Source organism: Dactylococcopsis salina PCC 8305 (assembly GCF_000317615.1).
Classification (GTDB): domain Bacteria; phylum Cyanobacteriota; class Cyanobacteriia; order Cyanobacteriales; family Rubidibacteraceae; genus Halothece; species Halothece salina.
In genome coordinates this window covers 2,761,036-2,778,002 of record NC_019780.1, presented here as the reverse complement: position 1 = coordinate 2,778,002, position 16,967 = coordinate 2,761,036, and the positions used below count along the sequence as shown (strand labels likewise).

Sequence of the window (16,967 nt, the reverse complement as noted above, 5' to 3'; positions counted from 1 at the left end):
ATCTCCTTAATTAGCGTTATTTTCTTTTCTTAAATTAACCTGAATATCCTCCATTAAGCGACGGTTCGCCGCCATCAAATCAGCAACTAAACCAAACATCCATAACTGAAAACCAATTAAAATTAAAATCGCCGTTAAAATCAAACTAGGAACGCGAGTTCTGTCTGTTCCCATAAAAAAGAAAATTAGCCAGCGCACCCCTAATAAAAACCCAGCACTGAAAGGAATTGAACCCAGAATTAAAAAGAAACGAAGGGGTTTGTATAACATAAAAATGCGGAGAATTGTTGTCATTGACCGCAAAATATAAGTAGGGGTACTCTTGACTAAACGAGACGGACGTAAATCGCCATTAACTCCCACTGGAACTGATGTAATTGCCATTCCTTTTTGTCCAGCTTGAATAATCGTTTCTAAAGTGTAAGTATAGTTATCAAAAACATTAATTTGAAACGCTGCTTCACGACTAAACGCACGAAACCCACTGGGTGCGTCTGGGATGTTCGTATTACTCGCTAAACGAACCACATAACTCCCTAAACGTTGCAAAGTTTTCTTAATGGGAGAAAAATGGGGAATTTTATTAATTGGTCGCGCCCCGACGACAATTTCTGCTCGTTGTAATAAAATTGGTTCAATAAGATGGGGAATGTCCGTCGCGCAATACTGATTATCCGCATCAGTATTAACAATAATATCTGCGCCAGCAGCTAAACTGTGTCTTAAACCCGTCATAAAGGCTTTGGCTAACCCTTGATTTTTTGGGTGACGGACAATATAATCAACACCACTGGCTTCGGCAACTTCTACCGTTCGATCGCGACTACCATCATCAATAATCAGCCATTGAATTTGATCAACACCTGGCAGTTCACGAGGCAAATCAGCCAAAGTAGCGCCTAACGTGGCTTCTTCGTTGTAACACGGGATTTGTATAATAAGTTTGATCAAGGTTAATTACTCCTCAAGGAAGTGGAAACAAATTGCAGATTAACCCATATTAGGTTGCGAAGTTGTAAGCAAGAAGGAAATATTGATGTCTGAGTTACTACAAGCTGTCCTCGAAAGTAAAGAAAAAACTGATTTACGAGACTTTATTGATCTCCTCCGTCGTGAGGGGTCTCATCGCTATCTCCTACGAAACGATATTCTCAACGCTTTCTCTAGCTTCTGTCAAGATCAAGAAAAGTCTCTCGATTACCCGAAAACGTCAGCATTGGGTCGCCTCATCTATTACACCCAAGAACTGATTTTAGAATATGAAAGTCTTTATCTGATTGTCCGTCCTGAAATTGCTAAACAGGAAAGCTACCGTATCTGTGATGATTTTAGTGTGGAATCTCTGACCAGACAAGAATTGTTAGATGTGCGCGATCGATACGTGAACCATTATAATCCTGAAGAAGGGGATGTGTTTGAAATTGACTTTCAGCCCTTCTATGATTACTCACCGATTATTAAAGATTCCAAAAACATTGGTCGTGGGGTCGATTTTCTGAACCGCTATATGTCCAGTAAACTATTCCAAGACCCAAATCAATGGTTAACGGCGGTTTATAATTTCCTCAGTCTCCACAGTTATAACGGAATTACACTGCTGATTAATGGACGGATTCAGAACCAACAGCAACTTTCCGCACAAGTAAAACTTGCGCTCACATTTGTGAATGATTTACCGCACAATAAACCTTATGAAGACTTCCGCTTCGACTTACAAAACATGGGGTTTGAACCAGGTTGGGGAAACACTGCGAGACGCATTAAAGAAAGTCTAGAAATTTTAGACGAACTCATTGACTCCCCTGATAATAAAGGGTTAGAAGCCTTCCTCTCCCGTATCCCGATGATCTTTAAAATCGTCTTAGTGTCGGTTCATGGTTGGTTTGGACAAGAAGGGGTGTTAGGACGACCAGATACAGGGGGACAAGTAGTTTATGTTTTAGACCAAGCGCGTAGTTTAGAAAAACAACTAGAAGAAGATATTGAACTCGCTGGTTTAACCAGTTTAGGGGTGAAACCAAAAGTTTTAATTCTGTCTCGTCTCATTCCTAACAATGATGGGACACGCTGTAACGAACGGCTAGAGAAAGTTCATGGTACAGAAAACGGTTGGATATTGCGAGTTCCTTTCCGAGAAAATAACCCGAATGTAACTCAAGATTGGATTTCTCGCTTTGAAATTTGGCCCTATCTGGAAACTTACGCCATTGATGCGGAAAGAGAAATTTGTGCAGAATTAGAAGGAAAACCCAACCTGATTATTGGCAACTATTCTGATGGGAATTTGGTGGCGTTTCTGTTAGCCCGTCGTCTTAATGTTACCCAATTTAATGTCGCCCATGCGTTGGAAAAGTCAAAGTATTTATTTAGTAATCTTTACTGGCAAGATTTAGAGGAGAATTATCATTTCTCGATTCAATTTACCGCCGATTTGATTGCGATGAATGCGGCGCAATGTATCATCAGCAGTACCTATCAAGAAATTGTGGGACGACCCGACAGCGTGGGACAATATGAGTCTTACCAAAACTTTACTATGCCTGATCTCTATCATGTGGTCAATGGGATTGAATTGTTTTCTCCCAAGTTTAATGTTGTTCCCCCAGGAGTGAATGAAAACATTTATTTCCCCTATAAAAATACAGAAGACCGCATTCCTAACCGCATTGAACAGGTGGAAGAGTTATTATTCTATAAAGAAGATGAGTCTCAAGTGTTTGGTAAGTTAGATGATCCTAGTAAACGTCCCTTGTTTTCCATGGCGCGTTTAGATCGGATTAAAAACTTGACGGGGTTAGTGGAATGTTTCGGACGTTCGCCACAGTTACAGGAACATTGTAATTTGATTTTAATCGCGGGAAAACTTCACGTTTCTGAGACGACAGACAGCGAGGAAAAAGACGAAATTGAGAAAATGTATCGTCTCATTGAAGAATACAACCTACAAGGAAAAATTCGCTGGTTAGGAGTGCGACTCCCGAAAAGTGATTCAGGAGAAGTCTATCGCGTTATTGCTGACCATCACGGAATTTTTGTGCAACCCGCTTTGTTTGAAGCGTTTGGTTTGACGATTTTAGAAGCGATGATTTCTGGTTTACCGACGTTTGGAACGCAGTTTGGGGGACCATTGGAGATTATTCAAGACCAAGTAAACGGGTTTTACATTAATCCCACTAATTTAGAGGAAACGGCGCAGAAAATTCTTGATTTTGTGCAAAAATGCGATCGCAATCCTGAACTATGGGGTGAGATTTCTGAGAAGGCAATGCAACGGGTTTATACCAGTTATACTTGGAAGATTCACACCACTAAACTGTTGTCTTTAGCGCGAATCTACGGTTTCTGGAACTTTACCTCGCAGGAAAATCGGGAGGATATGTTGCGTTATATTGAATCCCTATTTTATCTGATTTATAAGCCTCGATCGCAGGCTTTGTTAGAACAACATCAAGGACGGTAAGTGTAAAAGATTAACCCGCTTAATTCCCCCAATTTTGGGGGTTAGGTGTTCCCTGATCTGGTCGAAGGGGCTAAATTAAATCAATCAACCATTGGCAATTTTCTCTAAAGCTGTGGTAAATTGATCGGTTCCTACCATTGAAGATTCATTGAAAGCCGTTTGTGCTGCCTTACCCCAACTTACATCCTCTAACTCTTCCAGTCTGGCAATTAGTTTCTGGTACGCTTCCGCAGAAAGAATGACGTGACTTGGTCTTTCTTGTTTAGTCACTAGCACCGGCTCGATTTTAGCGCGATCGAATACTTCTCCATGTCGGTTACGAGTTTGGGTTAATGTGTAGCTTTTCATAATACTTTCCTCGCTTTGACTACTTTGTACATAATAGCAATATTGGTGCGATCGCACTCTCTTGTTATTTTTCTCTCGTCAAAGTCTGCGTATCCCAGATTTAATCGCGCTGTTTTAGGACATTTCAAAAAATTGTTATGCGATCGCACAATCAGTAAACTTACGATGTTCAGGAGAATAAAAAGCTAACACAATCTCTTCTTTAGCAATCCCTTCTCTGATTAATTCATTCGCAATTCCTTCTTCTGTCCAATCTTCCTCAATGTAAATTTTATTATTTTTAAGACGAACATAAACCGACATTGCATTAACTTTTTCTCCATCTTTCCAACCGATATTTAACCAAATATAGTGACATCGTTCATCATCAAAAATTAATACTTCATCGACATCGGGGTCAGAGACTTGTAAGAAAATTTTATGATATTCCGTTAAGATTTTCTTGATGATTGTTTGGTAATGATTTAATTGATCCATCGTCTAACTTCCTCTGTATTCAAATCAACAATTAATAATAAAAGTTGATAAGTTGTCAAAATTAACTGAATCGCAATTTGTTGAAAAAATTGATCGTAAATATCTTGATTGACCGCTAAATAAATTTTATAGTCAGCGTGCGTCTGCTCAATAAAAGTTCTATAAATTAGGTATTGACCCAAAGCCGTTTGAAATTCCCGCATTGGAGAACGACCAACAAAACTCTTCACCTCAATCACAACTTTTTGCTCTTCTTTTGTTGCAGCGATCGCCTTTTCTCCAGCAAGATCAGCCAGTAGCCTAACCTCTTTATATTGAATCGGATAAGGGTCAGCAACAATGTCCCAACCATCTTTGATTAGTGCATTTTAACTGTATCATGAATCCTATCTTTAGCTGACATATCTTAATTTTACTGTCTCGGTTGGGCAACATCGAACACTTTTTTATAATAGCGTGATCCCTCTTTAAAATCATACCGATCACGAGGGTTCTATTGTCTGTTGCTACAATCAGTTATAGAAACCCTCAAAAGAATCAGGTAACTCAATGCTAAAAATCAACAAAAACTATGTATTAGACACTAATCAGCAGCCAATTGCTGTTCAGATTCCGATCGCTGAATTTGAAAAAATCGAGGAAATCCTAGAAGATTATGGATTAGTTCAACTGATGGAAGCAGTCTCTGACGATGAAACTCTGAATATGGTATTATTTTTCTCTCGTTAAAGGTTGCGTATCCCACCGATCAAAGTCGGATTCACTCAGGAGAAAACTCTCAAGAAATCTAAGCACCCTACTGAATTTCTGCTAAATGATTGATGTTGACACTTTTACTCTCAATATGAGAGTATTAGAACATATATCAATTTAACATGAGGATTATCAGTTACAAAACTCTCCGAGTCGCTGCCAATAAACATCCTGATTTAAGACAATCTTTAGATGACTGGTATAAGATTGCTAAAAGTGCTAATTGGACAAGCCTTAATGATGTCCGAAAAACGTTTAAGAGTGCAGATTCGATCGGCAATTTTACAGTATTTAACATTAAGGGAAATCATTATCGTCTCATTGTAGGAATTGATTATCAAAAACAAATAATCTTCATCAAGTATGTTCTCACTCATGCTGAGTATGATAAGGAGGCTTGGAAAAATGACCCGTACTACTAATCAAAATCTAACAGATATTACTAATATATTCCCTTTTGTTATTAAAACAGAAGAGCAATATAACAAAGCGTTGTCTATTACGGAGAGTCTTTTCTTCAAAGAAAATCGAAATCAAGAAGAGGAACAAGCACTTGATGTTTGGACTGTTTTAATTGAGATGTATGAAAATCAACAGTTTTCTCTTGGGTCTGAAGCGACTCCTGTTTCTATTTTAAATACTCTGATGGAATCACAAGGGATTACTCAAGCTGATTTAGTCCGCGAAGAAATTGGCTCAAGTGGAGTGGTTTCTGAAATCGTGAATAACAAGCGAACGATTAGTAATAAACAAGCTAAAAAGTTAGCTAAAATTTTTCATGTTTCTCCTGAAGTTTTCATCTATTTCGATTATTAGTTTTTCCGCTTCTTGGCGAGTAAAAGTGATTTCATCTATCATTCCAGTTAATTCAAATTCCTGCCTTTTGCCTTATTCTAACCTTATTTTTCTCTGGTCAAAGTCTGCGTATCCCACACTCTTGGGTAAGAATTAACTGTTGGGTTTCGTCTCCTCCATTTAATCGACAGGTTTAATCATATCGTCCTTGTAATAATCCCGTTAATAGGGAGGCGGGGGGTTGACTATAGGGCCAGGCGAACGCATGGCGAAAGGCGGCTTCTTGACAGGCTTGGAGTTGCTCAAAGCCAATGACATCAAGGGTGAGGAGGTTTTCATATTCAAAGGGAAGCCGAACATTATGTAACCCTGCGTTGTCGGTACAGATGGCGATATCGACACCTGCTTCAAAGCATCGATCGAATACGGTTTTGAGTTGTGATAAATTATCTAATGTTCCTGTCTTGGTGTAGGTGGTGGGACAAACTTCTAAACATTGCCCTCTTTCCGCCAATTCTGGGAGTAATTCGGGATGTTTGAGGGGAATCTGAATCCCGTGTCCAATTCGCATTAAATAGGGCAATAATTGGGGATATAAACCATTAGTGGTTTCATAAACATGACCCGTAGTTTTGAGGTTGCGCGATCGGGCATAGTGATATAATTTTTTTAACTCGTCCAATTGATCGGCATAGAGTTCATCACCGCCTGCTAAATCCACAGCGCACACATATTCGGGATGATCTGCCGCTAAATCCACAATGGCGCGGTTCACTTCATAAGAGAGGCGGGAGTGCATACAAAGGATTTGACTGGTAATCATGGGATATTCTCCCACTTTGGTTGCTTCCCCAACAATCTTCACAACATCGCGCATTTGATCAATGCGTTGTTTGGTATCTAAACTTTGATCCGTGCGTAAATAGGGCGTATAACGTAATTCGAGATAAGCGAGATTTTCAAACACATAAGCCCCACGAATCAAGCGATAAATAAAATAAGGTAACGTCTCAGGGGTTTGGACACTTTCCACCAACGTATGTAATTCTAGATACTCATTTAAGGTATTACGAGGACGGGTATAAAAATCTTCAAACTCGTAATAGTCTGGAAACCTCGCGCTTAACTCCGCATCATGGCGTTGGAAATAGCGCCATAAAACTCGCGGCACAACCGAACCTCCGAGATGACGATGTAAATCTGCATACAGTGCCACAATAAGCCTCCCCTGATCATTTTGATCTAATTTTGTAACATTAGATTGACTTTCTCTAGTTTAAGTGATAAATATAGTAGTTTGTGAAAACTGAAGCAACTTTAATAGTATAGAAAGTTTTGGCTAACGTTATTGTAATTGGAGCCCAATGGGGTGACGAGGGTAAAGGTAAAATTACGGACTTACTCAGTAAATCCGCCGATATCGTCGTCCGCTACCAAGGCGGAGTCAACGCGGGACATACGGTAGTGGTAAAGGAACAAACCTTTAAGCTACATTTAATCCCTTCTGGGATTTTATACCCCGAAACTCAATGTATTATTGGGTCGGGGACAGTGATTGATCCGCAAGTGCTAATCGGAGAATTAGACCAACTCGACACCCTGAATGTTTCGACGGAAAACTTAATGATTTCCCAAACCGCTCATGTTACCATGCCGTATCATCGGTTAATTGATCAAGCCTCGGAACAAAAACGGGGGAATAAAAAAATTGGTACAACTGGACGCGGTATTGGTCCCACCTACGCCGATAAATCAGAACGGACAGGGATTCGTATCCTTGATTTGATGAATGCGGATCATGTGGAGGAACAGTTAGAGTGGACGATTAACTATAAAAATGTCATTTTAGAAAAGCTGTATGAAATGCCGCCTTTAGACCCGAAAGCGGTGATTGAGGAGTATCTCGGATATGCGGAACGGTTACGTCCCCATGTGGTGGATAGTTCTCTGAAAATTGCGGAAGGGGTGAAGAAAAAACGTAATATCCTTTTTGAAGGGGCGCAAGGAACGCTTTTAGATTTGGATCATGGGACGTATCCTTATGTTACGTCTTCTAATCCTGTGGCTGGTGGCGCTTGCGTCGGTGCTGGTATTGGTCCGACGATGATCGATCGAGTGATTGGTGTCGCGAAAGCCTACACCACACGAGTGGGAGAGGGTCCGTTTCCCACAGAATTAGACGGTGATCTTGGACAAGAACTATGCGATCGGGGAGCAGAATTCGGAACAACCACTGGTCGTCGTCGCCGTTGTGGCTGGTTTGATGCGGTCATTGGACGCTATGCGGTCCGAATTAATGGCATGGACTGTTTAGCAATTACCAAACTGGATGTTCTCGATACCCTCGCTGAAATTAAGGTTTGTGTTGCTTATAATATTGACGGGGTACGTTGTGAGAATTTCCCCAGTAGTGCCTTACGTTTTGCTCGTTGTGAGCCAATTTACGAAACTCTACCGGGTTGGCAACAATCAACGGCGGCGTGTCGGAGTTTAGAAGACCTCCCCAAAGCTGCGCTTAATTATCTTAAGTTTTTAGCAGAATTAATGGAAGTTCCGATCGCGATCGTCTCTTTGGGAGCAAGTCGGGATCAAACGATCATTGTGGAAGACCCGATTCACGGACCGAAACGGGCGCTGCTTGATGCCAATGGGACTCCTGTTAATCAACAGCCCTCTGAGGCTTCTAATTCTCCTCTCAGCCAATAAGACTAGGACTTAGGCAAATGAATTTCGCCCCCCTACCCCCCAACTTTGGGCAGGGCTGTTTCATTCTTTTGAAATCAAGGGAGGTAGGGAGATGGGGGAGACAAGGGAGACAAGGGAGATGGGGGAGATTTCAGGACTCTTTTTTCTTATGAAAAAGCCAAAAAGTAGGAAAAACGTCTCGATCGAACGTACCGTAAGAGGTTCAGGCGATCGCATTCAATTTTGACCCCGAGAATGAAACAGCCCTGCCAACTTTGGGGGATTTAGGGGGTTAATTTCGCCCCCCTACCCCCCAGACTTGGGGGATTTAGGGGGTTAATTTCGCCCCCCTACCCCCCAACTTTGGGGGAGAGCAACTCATAAAGTCCCCCAGACTTGGGGGATTTAGGGGGTTGATTTCGCCCCCCTACCCCCCAACTTTGGGGGAGAGCAACTCATAAAGTCCCCCAGACTTGGGGGATTTAGGGGGTTGATTTCGCCCCCCTACCCCCCAGACTTGGGGGATTTAGGGGGTTAATTTCGCCCCCCTACCCCCCAACTTTGGGGGAGAGCAACTCATAAAGTCCCCCAGACTTGGGGGATTTAGGGGGCAAGTGCGTAACTCCTGAATCCTTTCATTTTTTGCACAATCATCAACTAGAGAGAAAATCAAAATGACAACAGCGATTAAATTTGAATGTGAAACGCGACCTGAAGGGAGTAAACCAAGAGCATTACGCCGTGAGGGCTTTATTCCTACCGCTTTATATGGACACAAGGGCGCGGAATCGATGTCGCTTGTGGCTAAAGCGAAAGATGTGGAAATGTTGCTCAAAAATGCTTCCATTAACAATAGTCTAGTGGAAGTAGCGGTTACGGATGCGTCTTGGAAAGGAAAAGCATTGATTCGGGAAGTACAAAAACATCCCTGGCGACCGGATATTTATCACGTTAGTTTCTTCGCTGTCGCCGGTCAAGATAGCGTGGAAGTGACTGTTCCCGTTAACCTAGAAGGTGAAGCGGAGGGAGTTCGAGAAGGAGGCGTTCTCGAACAAATTATTACAGAATTAACGATTCAATGCCCTCCTGATCAAATTCCCGAAGTGATTAACATTGATGTGACCGAAATGCCTGTGGGAACAACGTTACATATTGGTGAGCTTAACCTGCCTGAAGGTGTAACTGCTAGTGATGATCCAGAACGCACGGTTTTAACCCTTGTGGAAGCACAAGGCGCGGAACCCGCACCAGAAGACGCAACCAGCGAAGAGGACGCGATCGAAGGTGGCGTTGTGGAAGAATTAGGGGATGTTTCCGTTTAATTCTTTACCCCACATTTTCCCCCCTTTCAAAGGGGGGCGAGGGGGGATATTAAAAAGATGCGGCTTCGGCGGTGGTTTTCCCTAAACGTTGTCTGAGAACATCGATCGCGCTCATAAATTGGGGGTCTTGCGGCGTTCCTTGCAATTCAGGGTTTGAGGATAAACGCACTTGATCACTGCGCCTTAAACTGGTCTTGACATCTGGTTCAATGCCTTTATGATTAATATCTGTACCACTGGGGGGATAATACCGCGCCACTGTTACGGCTAAACCAGAACCATCGGATAAAGAGCTCACGGACTGTACTGTTCCTTTGCCATAGGTTTTACTGCCGACAATCACCGCGCGATCGTTATCTTTGAGCGCACCAGCAAGGATTTCACTCGCACTTGCGGAATTACCATTGACCAAAACCGCGAGAGGTTTATCGGTGAGTGCGGTCTGATTTGCTTGAAACGCTCGATCGCCCCCTTCACGGTCAACAGTGGAAACGATCGCCCCTTCTTCCAACCACATTCTCGCCATTTCAATACTCGCATAAAGCAAGCCACCTGGATTATTGCGTAAATCAATCACATAGGCTTCTGGATTCTTTTCTTTCAAATCAAGAATCGCCTCTCGCATTTGTTCTGCGGCGTGGGAGCTAAATTCTTTTACTTTAATGTATCCCACACGAGTTTGATTGGTTTCTCGCAACTCGTAACTAACACGAGGAAGTTCAATTTCAGCGCGAGTTAAATCTAAACTAAATAATCCTTTTCCAGTACGAGATAATTGTAAATTAACTTCCGTTCCCGACTCACCGCGAATCAATTTAGAAGCCTGTTCTAAACTGAGTAAAGAAGTCGGTTGACCATTAATGGCGATAATCTCATCTCCTGGTTGAATTCCCGCTTTGGAAGCGGGGGAATTTTCCAATGGCTCTACCACCGTGAGAGATTGATTTTCCTCATTAATTTCTAACCGTAACCCCACCCCTGATAATTCCCCAGAAGTTTGATTTTTCAATGATTGATAGGCTTCAGGATCAAGAAAACGAGTATAGGGATCACCGAGTTTGTTGAGAGCATTCCGAACTGCTCGATATGCTTCTTGTTTAGAATTATAGTTACGATCTAATAATTCTTCTCTTGTTTTTTCCCAATTATCATGGTTAAAATCTGGGTCAACATAATTTTCATTGACAAGTTGCCAAACTTCATCAACAATGGTTTTTGGACTCTCGGAAAGACTCGCCGAAGCGGGTGTCGTGAAGCTAGGAATTAACCAAGAAATGCTAATAATTGTTCCTGCTAAAGTGGCGGAACGGAAATAGTTTTTGATGCGGTAGAAGGGAGTCTGATTCATGTTATCTTCTCAGATGGGATGGTCTTCAAAACAGTTAACAGTTAATACCTTAATCTCAACTGAATTTTTTAAGGAAGTTGTTTTAATTCTTGCAGATAAACCTCCTCAGAAATCTGTTGCTGTTGAAGCTCGATCGATTTTGTTCTTATTTTGGCTTGAATCGTCACGGTTTGACCACTTTCAGGAGGAGCATTACCAGTGATGACCCAAACTTGTCCCGTTTCATCTTGGAGTTGATAGGCTACTCGATCGAGCAAAGGAGCGCGATCGCCCACATTTCCCTGAACATAAACCGATTTTACCTCTGCTGAGAGCAAATTTAAATCGGCGATCGGAGTAATTGTTTCTTTTTCTTTTCTTAATATTTGATCAGATTGACAACTGGTCAATCCCAAAACGCCAAATAAAACACCGCTCAAAATGAATCGAGAGAATAAAAGTTTCACAACATTAGTCGGCTTAAAAGTCACAAAATCTGAGAAACTATCCTAGAGTGTCCTCTATTTTGATTATTTTTGCAATGACCTCTCCAAGCGCCCAAAAATTAGACGGAAAAGCCCTCGCTCAATCAACGCAAAGCCAACTCAAACAGCGCGTCGAAGAACTTAAACTGAAACAAGGACGAGCGCCAGGTTTAGCAGTGATTATCGTTGGAGATGATCCCGCGAGCGCCGTTTATGTTCGTAACAAAGAAAAAGCCTGTGAAAAGATAGGAATTACCTCCTTTGGTCAACATTTCCCTAGCAATACCACACAAGCAGAATTAGAAGCAAAAATTGCTACTCTCAATGACGATTCTCGCGTCGATGGGATTCTGGTTCAACTTCCGCTCCCTGATCATTTAGATGCGATTCAAGCTCTTTATAAAATTGCACCAGAAAAAGACGTAGATGGTTTACATCCCAGTAATTTGGGGCGTTTAGTACGTGGGGAAAAAGGTTTAAGAAGTTGCACTCCTGCTGGTGTGATGCGCTTATTAGCATCTTATCAGCTTTCGATCGCGAGTAAAAAAGCATTAGTCATCGGACGCAGTATTCTAGTCGGAAAACCCTTAGCCTTAATGTTATTAGAAGCTAACGCAACGGTAACAACGGCTCACGGAAAAACGCCACCTGAACAGTTAAGAGAATTGTGTCAGCAAGCGGATATTTTATGTGTTGCGGTGGGGAAACCAAATTTAATCACCGCCGATATGGTAAAACCAGAAGCAGTGGTGATTGATGTTGGCATGAACCGCATTGAAGACGAAAGCGGGAAAAAGCGTCTCGTTGGGGATGTGGACTTTCCGCAAGTGGCGGAAGTTGCGAGTTATTTAACACCAGTGCCAGGTGGGGTGGGACCGATGACTGTCACTATGCTTTTAGAAAATACTGTCACCAGTTTTGAGCAGCGTTTTCTTTAAAGATGAGACTTCTCATAAGATGGGGGATAAAATAAAACACCCGTAATTCTTCCCCAAGAAATGTTCCCTGATGGAAGTACATTAAAATTGCTCCCACGCGATCGGGAGTATTAAACCAACTATTCGCAACCCGATAAGCCACTCCTGTGAAAGCCGTTAAAAATAAGGGTAAAAATAAAATCGGAGCAATCCGACGGTGGAGTTTACGCAACGATCGCATATCCATGATTAATCACTATTCCTATGATGATAAAGAGTTAATTTTGATGATATTCGGGAAAAGTAAAGAAATAGAAAAACCCTTCACCCTAGATGAGTGAAGGATTCAAATTCAGCTAACTAATTTTGATGAGAAACTAAGCGATTCCGACATTGGTATCAGTAAAAGTGAAATCTTCAGCACCAAGATTGTTCGCATCAACCCCAGACAAACGAGCGAAATCTTGACCTGATAAACCTAAAACTGCTGCATTTCCGTCTTGAGTTAAAGAGATATCCTCGAAACTAATATCAGTGAAGCCATTGATACCAAGAATATCTTCTCCTTGTGTAAAGTCACGGACTTCATTCACACCAGATGGAATTTCTGCGTTTGCTAAGTTAAAGACATCATTTCCAGCGCCTCCGTAAAGGATGTTATCTCCTCCATCGGTAGTGAAGAATTCATCATCACCAGATTGACCTAAAAGACGGTTTCCTTTTCCAGCAACTAGGATATCATCACCAGAACCAGCGTAAACGCGAGCGGCTCCTTCTGCGCTAATTGCATCAATAATATCATTACCCGCACCAGTAAACAAAATTGCTCCATCAGCAGCAAAAACGCTTTCTGCTTCTGTTGCTTGAATACTATCACCAGTTTGTCCACCAAAGAAAACTTCGGTTTCCTCTACGGTGGTATCAGAGTTATTTTCACCTGAGTTGTCGGTGATGTCTTGATTAGAATTATCTGTCTGATTATCTACAGAGTCATCGTTAGAGTCGTCGGAATCATCATCCATTCCATTCTCTACAGAATCATCGTTAGAGTCGTCGGAATCATCATCCATTCCATTCTCTACAGAATCATCATCATCGTCATCGTCATCATCGCGATCGTCATCCATTTCATTTTCTAGATAGTCATCGTCGTCGTCGTCGCGATCGTCATCCATTTCATTTTCTACGGAATCATCATCATCGTCATCATCGCGATCGTCATCCATTTCATTTTCTAGATAGTCATCGTCGTCGTCGTCATCCATTTCATTTTCTAGATAGTCATCGTCATCGTCGTCATCATCGTCGTCATCGTCGTCGTCATCCATTTCATTTTCTAGATAGTCATCGTCGTCGTCGTCATCCATTTCGTTTTCTAGATAGTCATCGTCGTCGCGATCGTCATCCATTTCGTTTTCTAGATAGTCATCGTCGTCGCGATCGTCATCCATTTCGTTTTCTAGATAGTCATCGTCGTCGCGATCGTCATCCATTTCATTTTCTAGATAGTCATCGTCGTCGTCGTCATCGTCATCGTCATCGTCGTCGTCATCCATTTCATTTTCTAGATAGTCATCGTCGTCGTCGTCATCCATTTCATTTTCTAGATAGTCATCGTCGTCGTCGTCATCCATTCCATTCTCTACAGAGTCATCGTCGTCATCGTCGTCGCGATCGTCATCCATTTCGTTTTCTACGGAATCATCATCATCGTCATCGTCGTCGTCATCCATTTCATTTTCTACGGAATCATCATCATCGTCATCATCGCGATCGTCATCCATTTCATTTTCTACGGAATCATCATCATCGTCATCATCGCGATCGTCATCCATTTCATTTTCTACGGAATCATCATCATCGTCATCATCGCGATCGTCATCCATTTCGTTTTCTAGATAGTCATCGTCATCGTCGTCATCCATTTCATTTTCTACGGAATCATCATCATCGTCGTCGCGATCGTCATCCATTTCGTTTTCTAGATAGTCATCGTCGTCGTCGTCATCGTCGTCGTCATCCATTTCATTTTCTAGATAGTCATCGTCGTCGTCGTCATCCATGTCATTTTCTAGATAGTCATCGTCGTCGTCGTCATCGTCGTCGTGATCGTCATCCATTTCATTTTCTACGGAATCATCATCATCATCGCGATCGTCATCATTTAAGACTTGAAAGGGGTCATTTTGACTAAATAAAAGTTCGACTTGGTTGTTGGTTTCGGAAAAATTAGTGGTTTGCATTTTGTACCTTAATCAATAATCATTCATCAGTTATCACTGTAGAGAGGAAAAGTAAAAAACTAGAAAAGTTTTGGTAAGCTCGCACAAAAATTGCTTCCTTTCCCAAATTCGCTGGTGAGAGTAATTTGTCCGTTATGTGCTTTAATAATTGTCTGCGCGATCGATAAGCCTAAACCTGTGCCATCAGGACGTTTGTCTTGTGCTGTCTCTGAGCGCCAGAATCGATCGAAAATTGAGTCTTGATCTTGCGGTGCGATACCGACTCCTGTATCCTCGACACATACTTTAATTTGATCAGAGATTGCAAAAGCAGACAGAATAATACTTCCTCCTTTTGGGGTATAGCAAACAGCATTTTCTAGCAAGTTAGTAAAGACTTCTTGTAGCTGATTAGAATCGCCATAAACATAGAGTGAACCGTGAATTTCCAATTGAAAAGTAATCTCCTGACGCTGTGCTTGTTCTTCCCACACTTCCGCTAAATCTTCGAGTAACTCATCAAGAGGAATTTTTCGCCACTCTTGTTTCATGTTCTCAATGTTTCCCTCAATTCGTGCGATCAATAATAAATCTTCCACTAATTGCTTCATTTGTGAAACCGCGCGGTTCGTGAGAGAAAAAGAACTAAGAGTCGGTGGGGTTTCCTGTTGCTGTAACAACCCAATTTCCCCTTGAATCACTGTCAGAGGGGTTCGCAACTCATGAGCAGCATCAGCCGTAAACTTTTGGAGTTGAAGCATACTGTTTAAGGTCGGTTTCAAAACTTGTTGAGTTAAGTATGTTCCGCCAATTGTGATTAAAAAAACAGCAATTGTTCCTCCACTCACTACTCCAATTAATAATTGTCTTAACTGCTGATCAATCACTTTTTTACTAGCAATGACTTGCACATAACCCGTAATTTTTTGGGGAGTTTGTGCTGTGTTCACATAAGTGGGTAAGGTAAAACTCCGTAAGGTTTTACTTTCAGTGATAATTCCTTGAGGTAAAATTGTTTGAGGAAATAAATGCCATTCGGGATGAGTGCCTTCTTGAACAATTAATTTCTTTTGAGGAGAATACCAGCGGGTGGTTGTGTCTTGATTACTAATTTTTTTAGCGAGGGTACTAGAGACTAATTGCGGTTGATACTCTTCCATCAATTCTTCGATGCTAATTGGTTTTCTCTCTTGATCTGATTTTTCTAGGATTTCTTCATATTCATGTTGAACTAAGTCATTAACATCCGCCGCAGCAATTGCCATTTGTTCTAAATTTTTATTGAATTGCTGGTTAAGAACATAAGAAAATGTTTTATAGATACCAAAAACTGATACGCCAAAAATCACTAAAGAAACGCCACAATAGGCGCTCAGAAGTTGCCAACGCAGACGACGCAGTTTCGGGTTAGTAGTTAGGGTTAAGTCGGTATCCAACACCATAAATATTTTCAATTAAATTGTGGGGTGCGCCAAGTGCTTTGAGCTTTTTTCGTAGAGACCGCAGATGAGTTTTTACGACTTCTCTTCCTGGAATATCATCATAAGTCCAAACTTGATCTAAAATTTGATCGGTGGTTAAAACGCGATCGCAGTTTTGCAAAAACAGCGCCAGAATTTGATATTCTTTCGGGGTTAACTTGAGAGGATTTTGTTGATAAGAAGCGTCACACCGATCTAAATCTAATTTTAAATTTTCCCAAGTTAAAATAGAAGACTTTAACACTTGTCCTCGTCGTAAAAGGGCGCGACTACGCGCTAATAATTCTGATGGATCAAATGGTTTCACAACATAATCATCTGCTCCCACATCTAATCCTTTGACTTTATCTAAACTGGTATCTTTTGCGGTTAACATCAAAATGGGAATTGTTATTCCTTGATTGCGGAGGTTTCGACATAAGGTAATACCATCAATTTGAGGTAACATCAAATCTAAAAGGATTAATTTGTAATCAGTTGCTGTGGCAAAAGCAAAACCACTGTTTCCATCATAAGCAATTTCGACGATAAAGTTTTGTTGTTCAAAGAGTTTCCTTAAAACCTCACTAATGGCGCGATCGTCTTCCACAATTAAAATCTTCATAATGCTAACCCAAATTAGGCTTCAGACCATTGACGAAATAAGTTGCCAACGAGTTCCAGATTTGACTTCAGCAACACGATGAAGCAGGGTT

General features: G+C 41.5%; 19 protein-coding genes. 8 read left to right on the top strand and 11 right to left on the bottom strand.

The annotated features are described in order from the left end of the window. Nucleotides 1–6: 6 nt before the first annotated feature. Entirely contained in the window at nucleotides 7–951 is a 945-nt protein-coding gene (locus tag DACSA_RS13420) for a glycosyltransferase family 2 protein (RefSeq protein WP_015230274.1), read from the bottom strand. 85 nt (nucleotides 952–1,036) lie between these two features. Here DACSA_RS13420 and DACSA_RS13415 point away from each other — a divergent pair, with 85 nt between their 5' ends. Continuing rightward, nucleotides 1,037–3,460: a sucrose synthase gene (locus tag DACSA_RS13415; protein ID WP_015230273.1), complete on the top strand. Its 2,424-nt coding sequence runs from the start codon at nucleotides 1,037–1,039 to the stop codon at nucleotides 3,458–3,460. Between the two features lie 84 nt (nucleotides 3,461–3,544). Here the strand turns inward: DACSA_RS13415 and DACSA_RS13410 are convergent, their stop codons facing one another. From DACSA_RS13410 to DACSA_RS13400, 3 genes are all read right to left on the bottom strand, one after another. Then, entirely contained in the window at nucleotides 3,545–3,808 is a 264-nt protein-coding gene (locus tag DACSA_RS13410; RefSeq protein ID WP_015230272.1) for a type II toxin-antitoxin system Phd/YefM family antitoxin, read from the bottom strand. Between the two features lie 135 nt (nucleotides 3,809–3,943). After that, nucleotides 3,944–4,285, bottom strand: a complete 342-nt coding sequence (locus DACSA_RS13405; RefSeq protein WP_015230271.1) for a XisI protein — start codon at nucleotides 4,283–4,285, stop codon at nucleotides 3,944–3,946. Then, on the bottom strand, nucleotides 4,273–4,605 hold the full coding sequence (locus DACSA_RS13400) for a XisH family protein (RefSeq protein ID WP_232225304.1): 333 nt from the start codon (nucleotides 4,603–4,605) through the stop codon (nucleotides 4,273–4,275). Before DACSA_RS13400 ends, DACSA_RS13405 begins: the two co-directional genes overlap by 13 nt. A gap of 229 nt (nucleotides 4,606–4,834) precedes the next feature. Between DACSA_RS13400 and DACSA_RS13395 the strand changes: the two genes are divergently transcribed. The 3 genes from DACSA_RS13395 (at nucleotide 4,835) to DACSA_RS13385 (ending at nucleotide 5,854) form a co-directional block, all read left to right on the top strand. Continuing rightward, nucleotides 4,835–5,014 (top strand): hypothetical protein, encoded by a 180-nt coding sequence (locus tag DACSA_RS13395; protein ID WP_015230270.1) that lies wholly within the window; start codon nucleotides 4,835–4,837, stop codon nucleotides 5,012–5,014. 146 nt (nucleotides 5,015–5,160) lie between these two features. After that, complete coding sequence (locus DACSA_RS13390) at nucleotides 5,161–5,460, top strand: type II toxin-antitoxin system HigB family toxin (protein ID WP_015230269.1); 300 nt, start codon at nucleotides 5,161–5,163, stop codon at nucleotides 5,458–5,460. Further along, the gene (locus tag DACSA_RS13385) at nucleotides 5,444–5,854 is read left to right on the top strand and encodes a helix-turn-helix domain-containing protein (protein WP_015230268.1); all 411 of its coding nucleotides are present in this window, start codon (nucleotides 5,444–5,446) and stop codon (nucleotides 5,852–5,854) included. Before DACSA_RS13390 ends, DACSA_RS13385 begins: the two co-directional genes overlap by 17 nt. Before the next feature lie 172 nt (nucleotides 5,855–6,026). On the opposite strand, the gene DACSA_RS13380 is transcribed toward DACSA_RS13385, so the two are convergent. Next, the gene (locus DACSA_RS13380) at nucleotides 6,027–7,049 is read right to left on the bottom strand and encodes an adenosine deaminase (RefSeq protein ID WP_015230267.1); all 1,023 of its coding nucleotides are present in this window, start codon (nucleotides 7,047–7,049) and stop codon (nucleotides 6,027–6,029) included. Nucleotides 7,050–7,168: 119 nt separating this feature from the next. Here DACSA_RS13380 and DACSA_RS13375 point away from each other — a divergent pair, with 119 nt between their 5' ends. From DACSA_RS13375 to DACSA_RS13370, 3 genes are all read left to right on the top strand, one after another. Further along, on the top strand, nucleotides 7,169–8,539 hold the full coding sequence (locus tag DACSA_RS13375; RefSeq protein WP_015230266.1) for an adenylosuccinate synthase: 1,371 nt from the start codon (nucleotides 7,169–7,171) through the stop codon (nucleotides 8,537–8,539). A 91-nt stretch (nucleotides 8,540–8,630) separates the two neighbouring features. Further along, complete coding sequence (locus DACSA_RS22595; protein WP_269544601.1) at nucleotides 8,631–8,765, top strand: hypothetical protein; 135 nt, start codon at nucleotides 8,631–8,633, stop codon at nucleotides 8,763–8,765. Nucleotides 8,766–9,192: 427 nt separating this feature from the next. Next, nucleotides 9,193–9,840 carry a 50S ribosomal protein L25/general stress protein Ctc gene (locus DACSA_RS13370; RefSeq protein WP_015230265.1) on the top strand — a complete coding sequence of 216 codons (648 nt, stop codon included), beginning with the start codon at nucleotides 9,193–9,195 and terminating at the stop codon, nucleotides 9,838–9,840. Nucleotides 9,841–9,889: 49 nt separating this feature from the next. Here DACSA_RS13370 and ctpB read toward each other — a convergent pair whose 3' ends face one another. Next, entirely contained in the window at nucleotides 9,890–11,188 is a 1,299-nt protein-coding gene (gene ctpB / locus DACSA_RS13365) for a carboxyl-terminal processing protease CtpB (RefSeq protein ID WP_015230264.1), read from the bottom strand. Nucleotides 11,189–11,256: 68 nt separating this feature from the next. Then, nucleotides 11,257–11,658, bottom strand: a complete 402-nt coding sequence (locus tag DACSA_RS13360; protein ID WP_015230263.1) for a hypothetical protein — start codon at nucleotides 11,656–11,658, stop codon at nucleotides 11,257–11,259. A 50-nt stretch (nucleotides 11,659–11,708) separates the two neighbouring features. Between DACSA_RS13360 and folD the strand changes: the two genes are divergently transcribed. Further along, nucleotides 11,709–12,590: a bifunctional methylenetetrahydrofolate dehydrogenase/methenyltetrahydrofolate cyclohydrolase FolD gene (gene folD, locus DACSA_RS13355; protein ID WP_015230262.1), complete on the top strand. Its 882-nt coding sequence runs from the start codon at nucleotides 11,709–11,711 to the stop codon at nucleotides 12,588–12,590. Here the strand turns inward: folD and DACSA_RS13350 are convergent. The 4 genes from DACSA_RS13350 to DACSA_RS13335 form a co-directional block, all read right to left on the bottom strand. Next, nucleotides 12,562–12,816: a hypothetical protein gene (locus DACSA_RS13350; protein ID WP_015230261.1), complete on the bottom strand. Its 255-nt coding sequence runs from the start codon at nucleotides 12,814–12,816 to the stop codon at nucleotides 12,562–12,564. The genes folD and DACSA_RS13350 overlap by 29 nt on opposite strands. A 130-nt stretch (nucleotides 12,817–12,946) precedes the next feature. Further along, a complete protein-coding gene (locus DACSA_RS20785) occupies nucleotides 12,947–14,812 on the bottom strand; it encodes a calcium-binding protein (RefSeq protein WP_051017321.1) in 1,866 nt (621 codons plus the stop codon). Between the two features lie 59 nt (nucleotides 14,813–14,871). Next, a complete protein-coding gene (locus DACSA_RS13340; RefSeq protein ID WP_015230259.1) occupies nucleotides 14,872–16,233 on the bottom strand; it encodes a sensor histidine kinase in 1,362 nt (453 codons plus the stop codon). Next, a complete protein-coding gene (locus DACSA_RS13335) occupies nucleotides 16,199–16,876 on the bottom strand; it encodes a response regulator transcription factor (RefSeq protein WP_015230258.1) in 678 nt (225 codons plus the stop codon). The genes DACSA_RS13340 and DACSA_RS13335 overlap by 35 nt, the downstream gene beginning before the upstream one ends. Nucleotides 16,877–16,967: the final 91 nt, after the last annotated feature.

Bases quoted from the DNA above. Each gene is read 5' to 3' on its own strand.
- ctpB (WP_015230264.1), bottom strand. From the start codon at position 11,188: ATGAATCAGACTCCCTTCTACCGCATCAAAAACTATTTCCGTTCCGCC.
- DACSA_RS13395 (WP_015230270.1), top strand. From the start codon at position 4,835: ATGCTAAAAATCAACAAAAACTATGTATTAGACACTAATCAGCAGCCA.
- DACSA_RS20785 (WP_051017321.1), bottom strand. From the start codon at position 14,812: ATGCAAACCACTAATTTTTCCGAAACCAACAACCAAGTCGAACTTTTA.
- DACSA_RS22595 (WP_269544601.1), top strand. From the start codon at position 8,631: ATGGGGGAGACAAGGGAGACAAGGGAGATGGGGGAGATTTCAGGACTC.
- DACSA_RS13340 (WP_015230259.1), bottom strand. From the start codon at position 16,233: ATGGTGTTGGATACCGACTTAACCCTAACTACTAACCCGAAACTGCGT.
- folD (WP_015230262.1), top strand. From the start codon at position 11,709: ATGACCTCTCCAAGCGCCCAAAAATTAGACGGAAAAGCCCTCGCTCAA.
- DACSA_RS13415 (WP_015230273.1), top strand. From the start codon at position 1,037: ATGTCTGAGTTACTACAAGCTGTCCTCGAAAGTAAAGAAAAAACTGAT.
- DACSA_RS13335 (WP_015230258.1), bottom strand. From the start codon at position 16,876: ATGAAGATTTTAATTGTGGAAGACGATCGCGCCATTAGTGAGGTTTTA.
- DACSA_RS13410 (WP_015230272.1), bottom strand. From the start codon at position 3,808: ATGAAAAGCTACACATTAACCCAAACTCGTAACCGACATGGAGAAGTA.
- DACSA_RS13405 (WP_015230271.1), bottom strand. From the start codon at position 4,285: ATGGATCAATTAAATCATTACCAAACAATCATCAAGAAAATCTTAACG.
- DACSA_RS13370 (WP_015230265.1), top strand. From the start codon at position 9,193: ATGACAACAGCGATTAAATTTGAATGTGAAACGCGACCTGAAGGGAGT.
- DACSA_RS13350 (WP_015230261.1), bottom strand. From the start codon at position 12,816: ATGGATATGCGATCGTTGCGTAAACTCCACCGTCGGATTGCTCCGATT.
- DACSA_RS13390 (WP_015230269.1), top strand. From the start codon at position 5,161: ATGAGGATTATCAGTTACAAAACTCTCCGAGTCGCTGCCAATAAACAT.
- DACSA_RS13385 (WP_015230268.1), top strand. From the start codon at position 5,444: ATGACCCGTACTACTAATCAAAATCTAACAGATATTACTAATATATTC.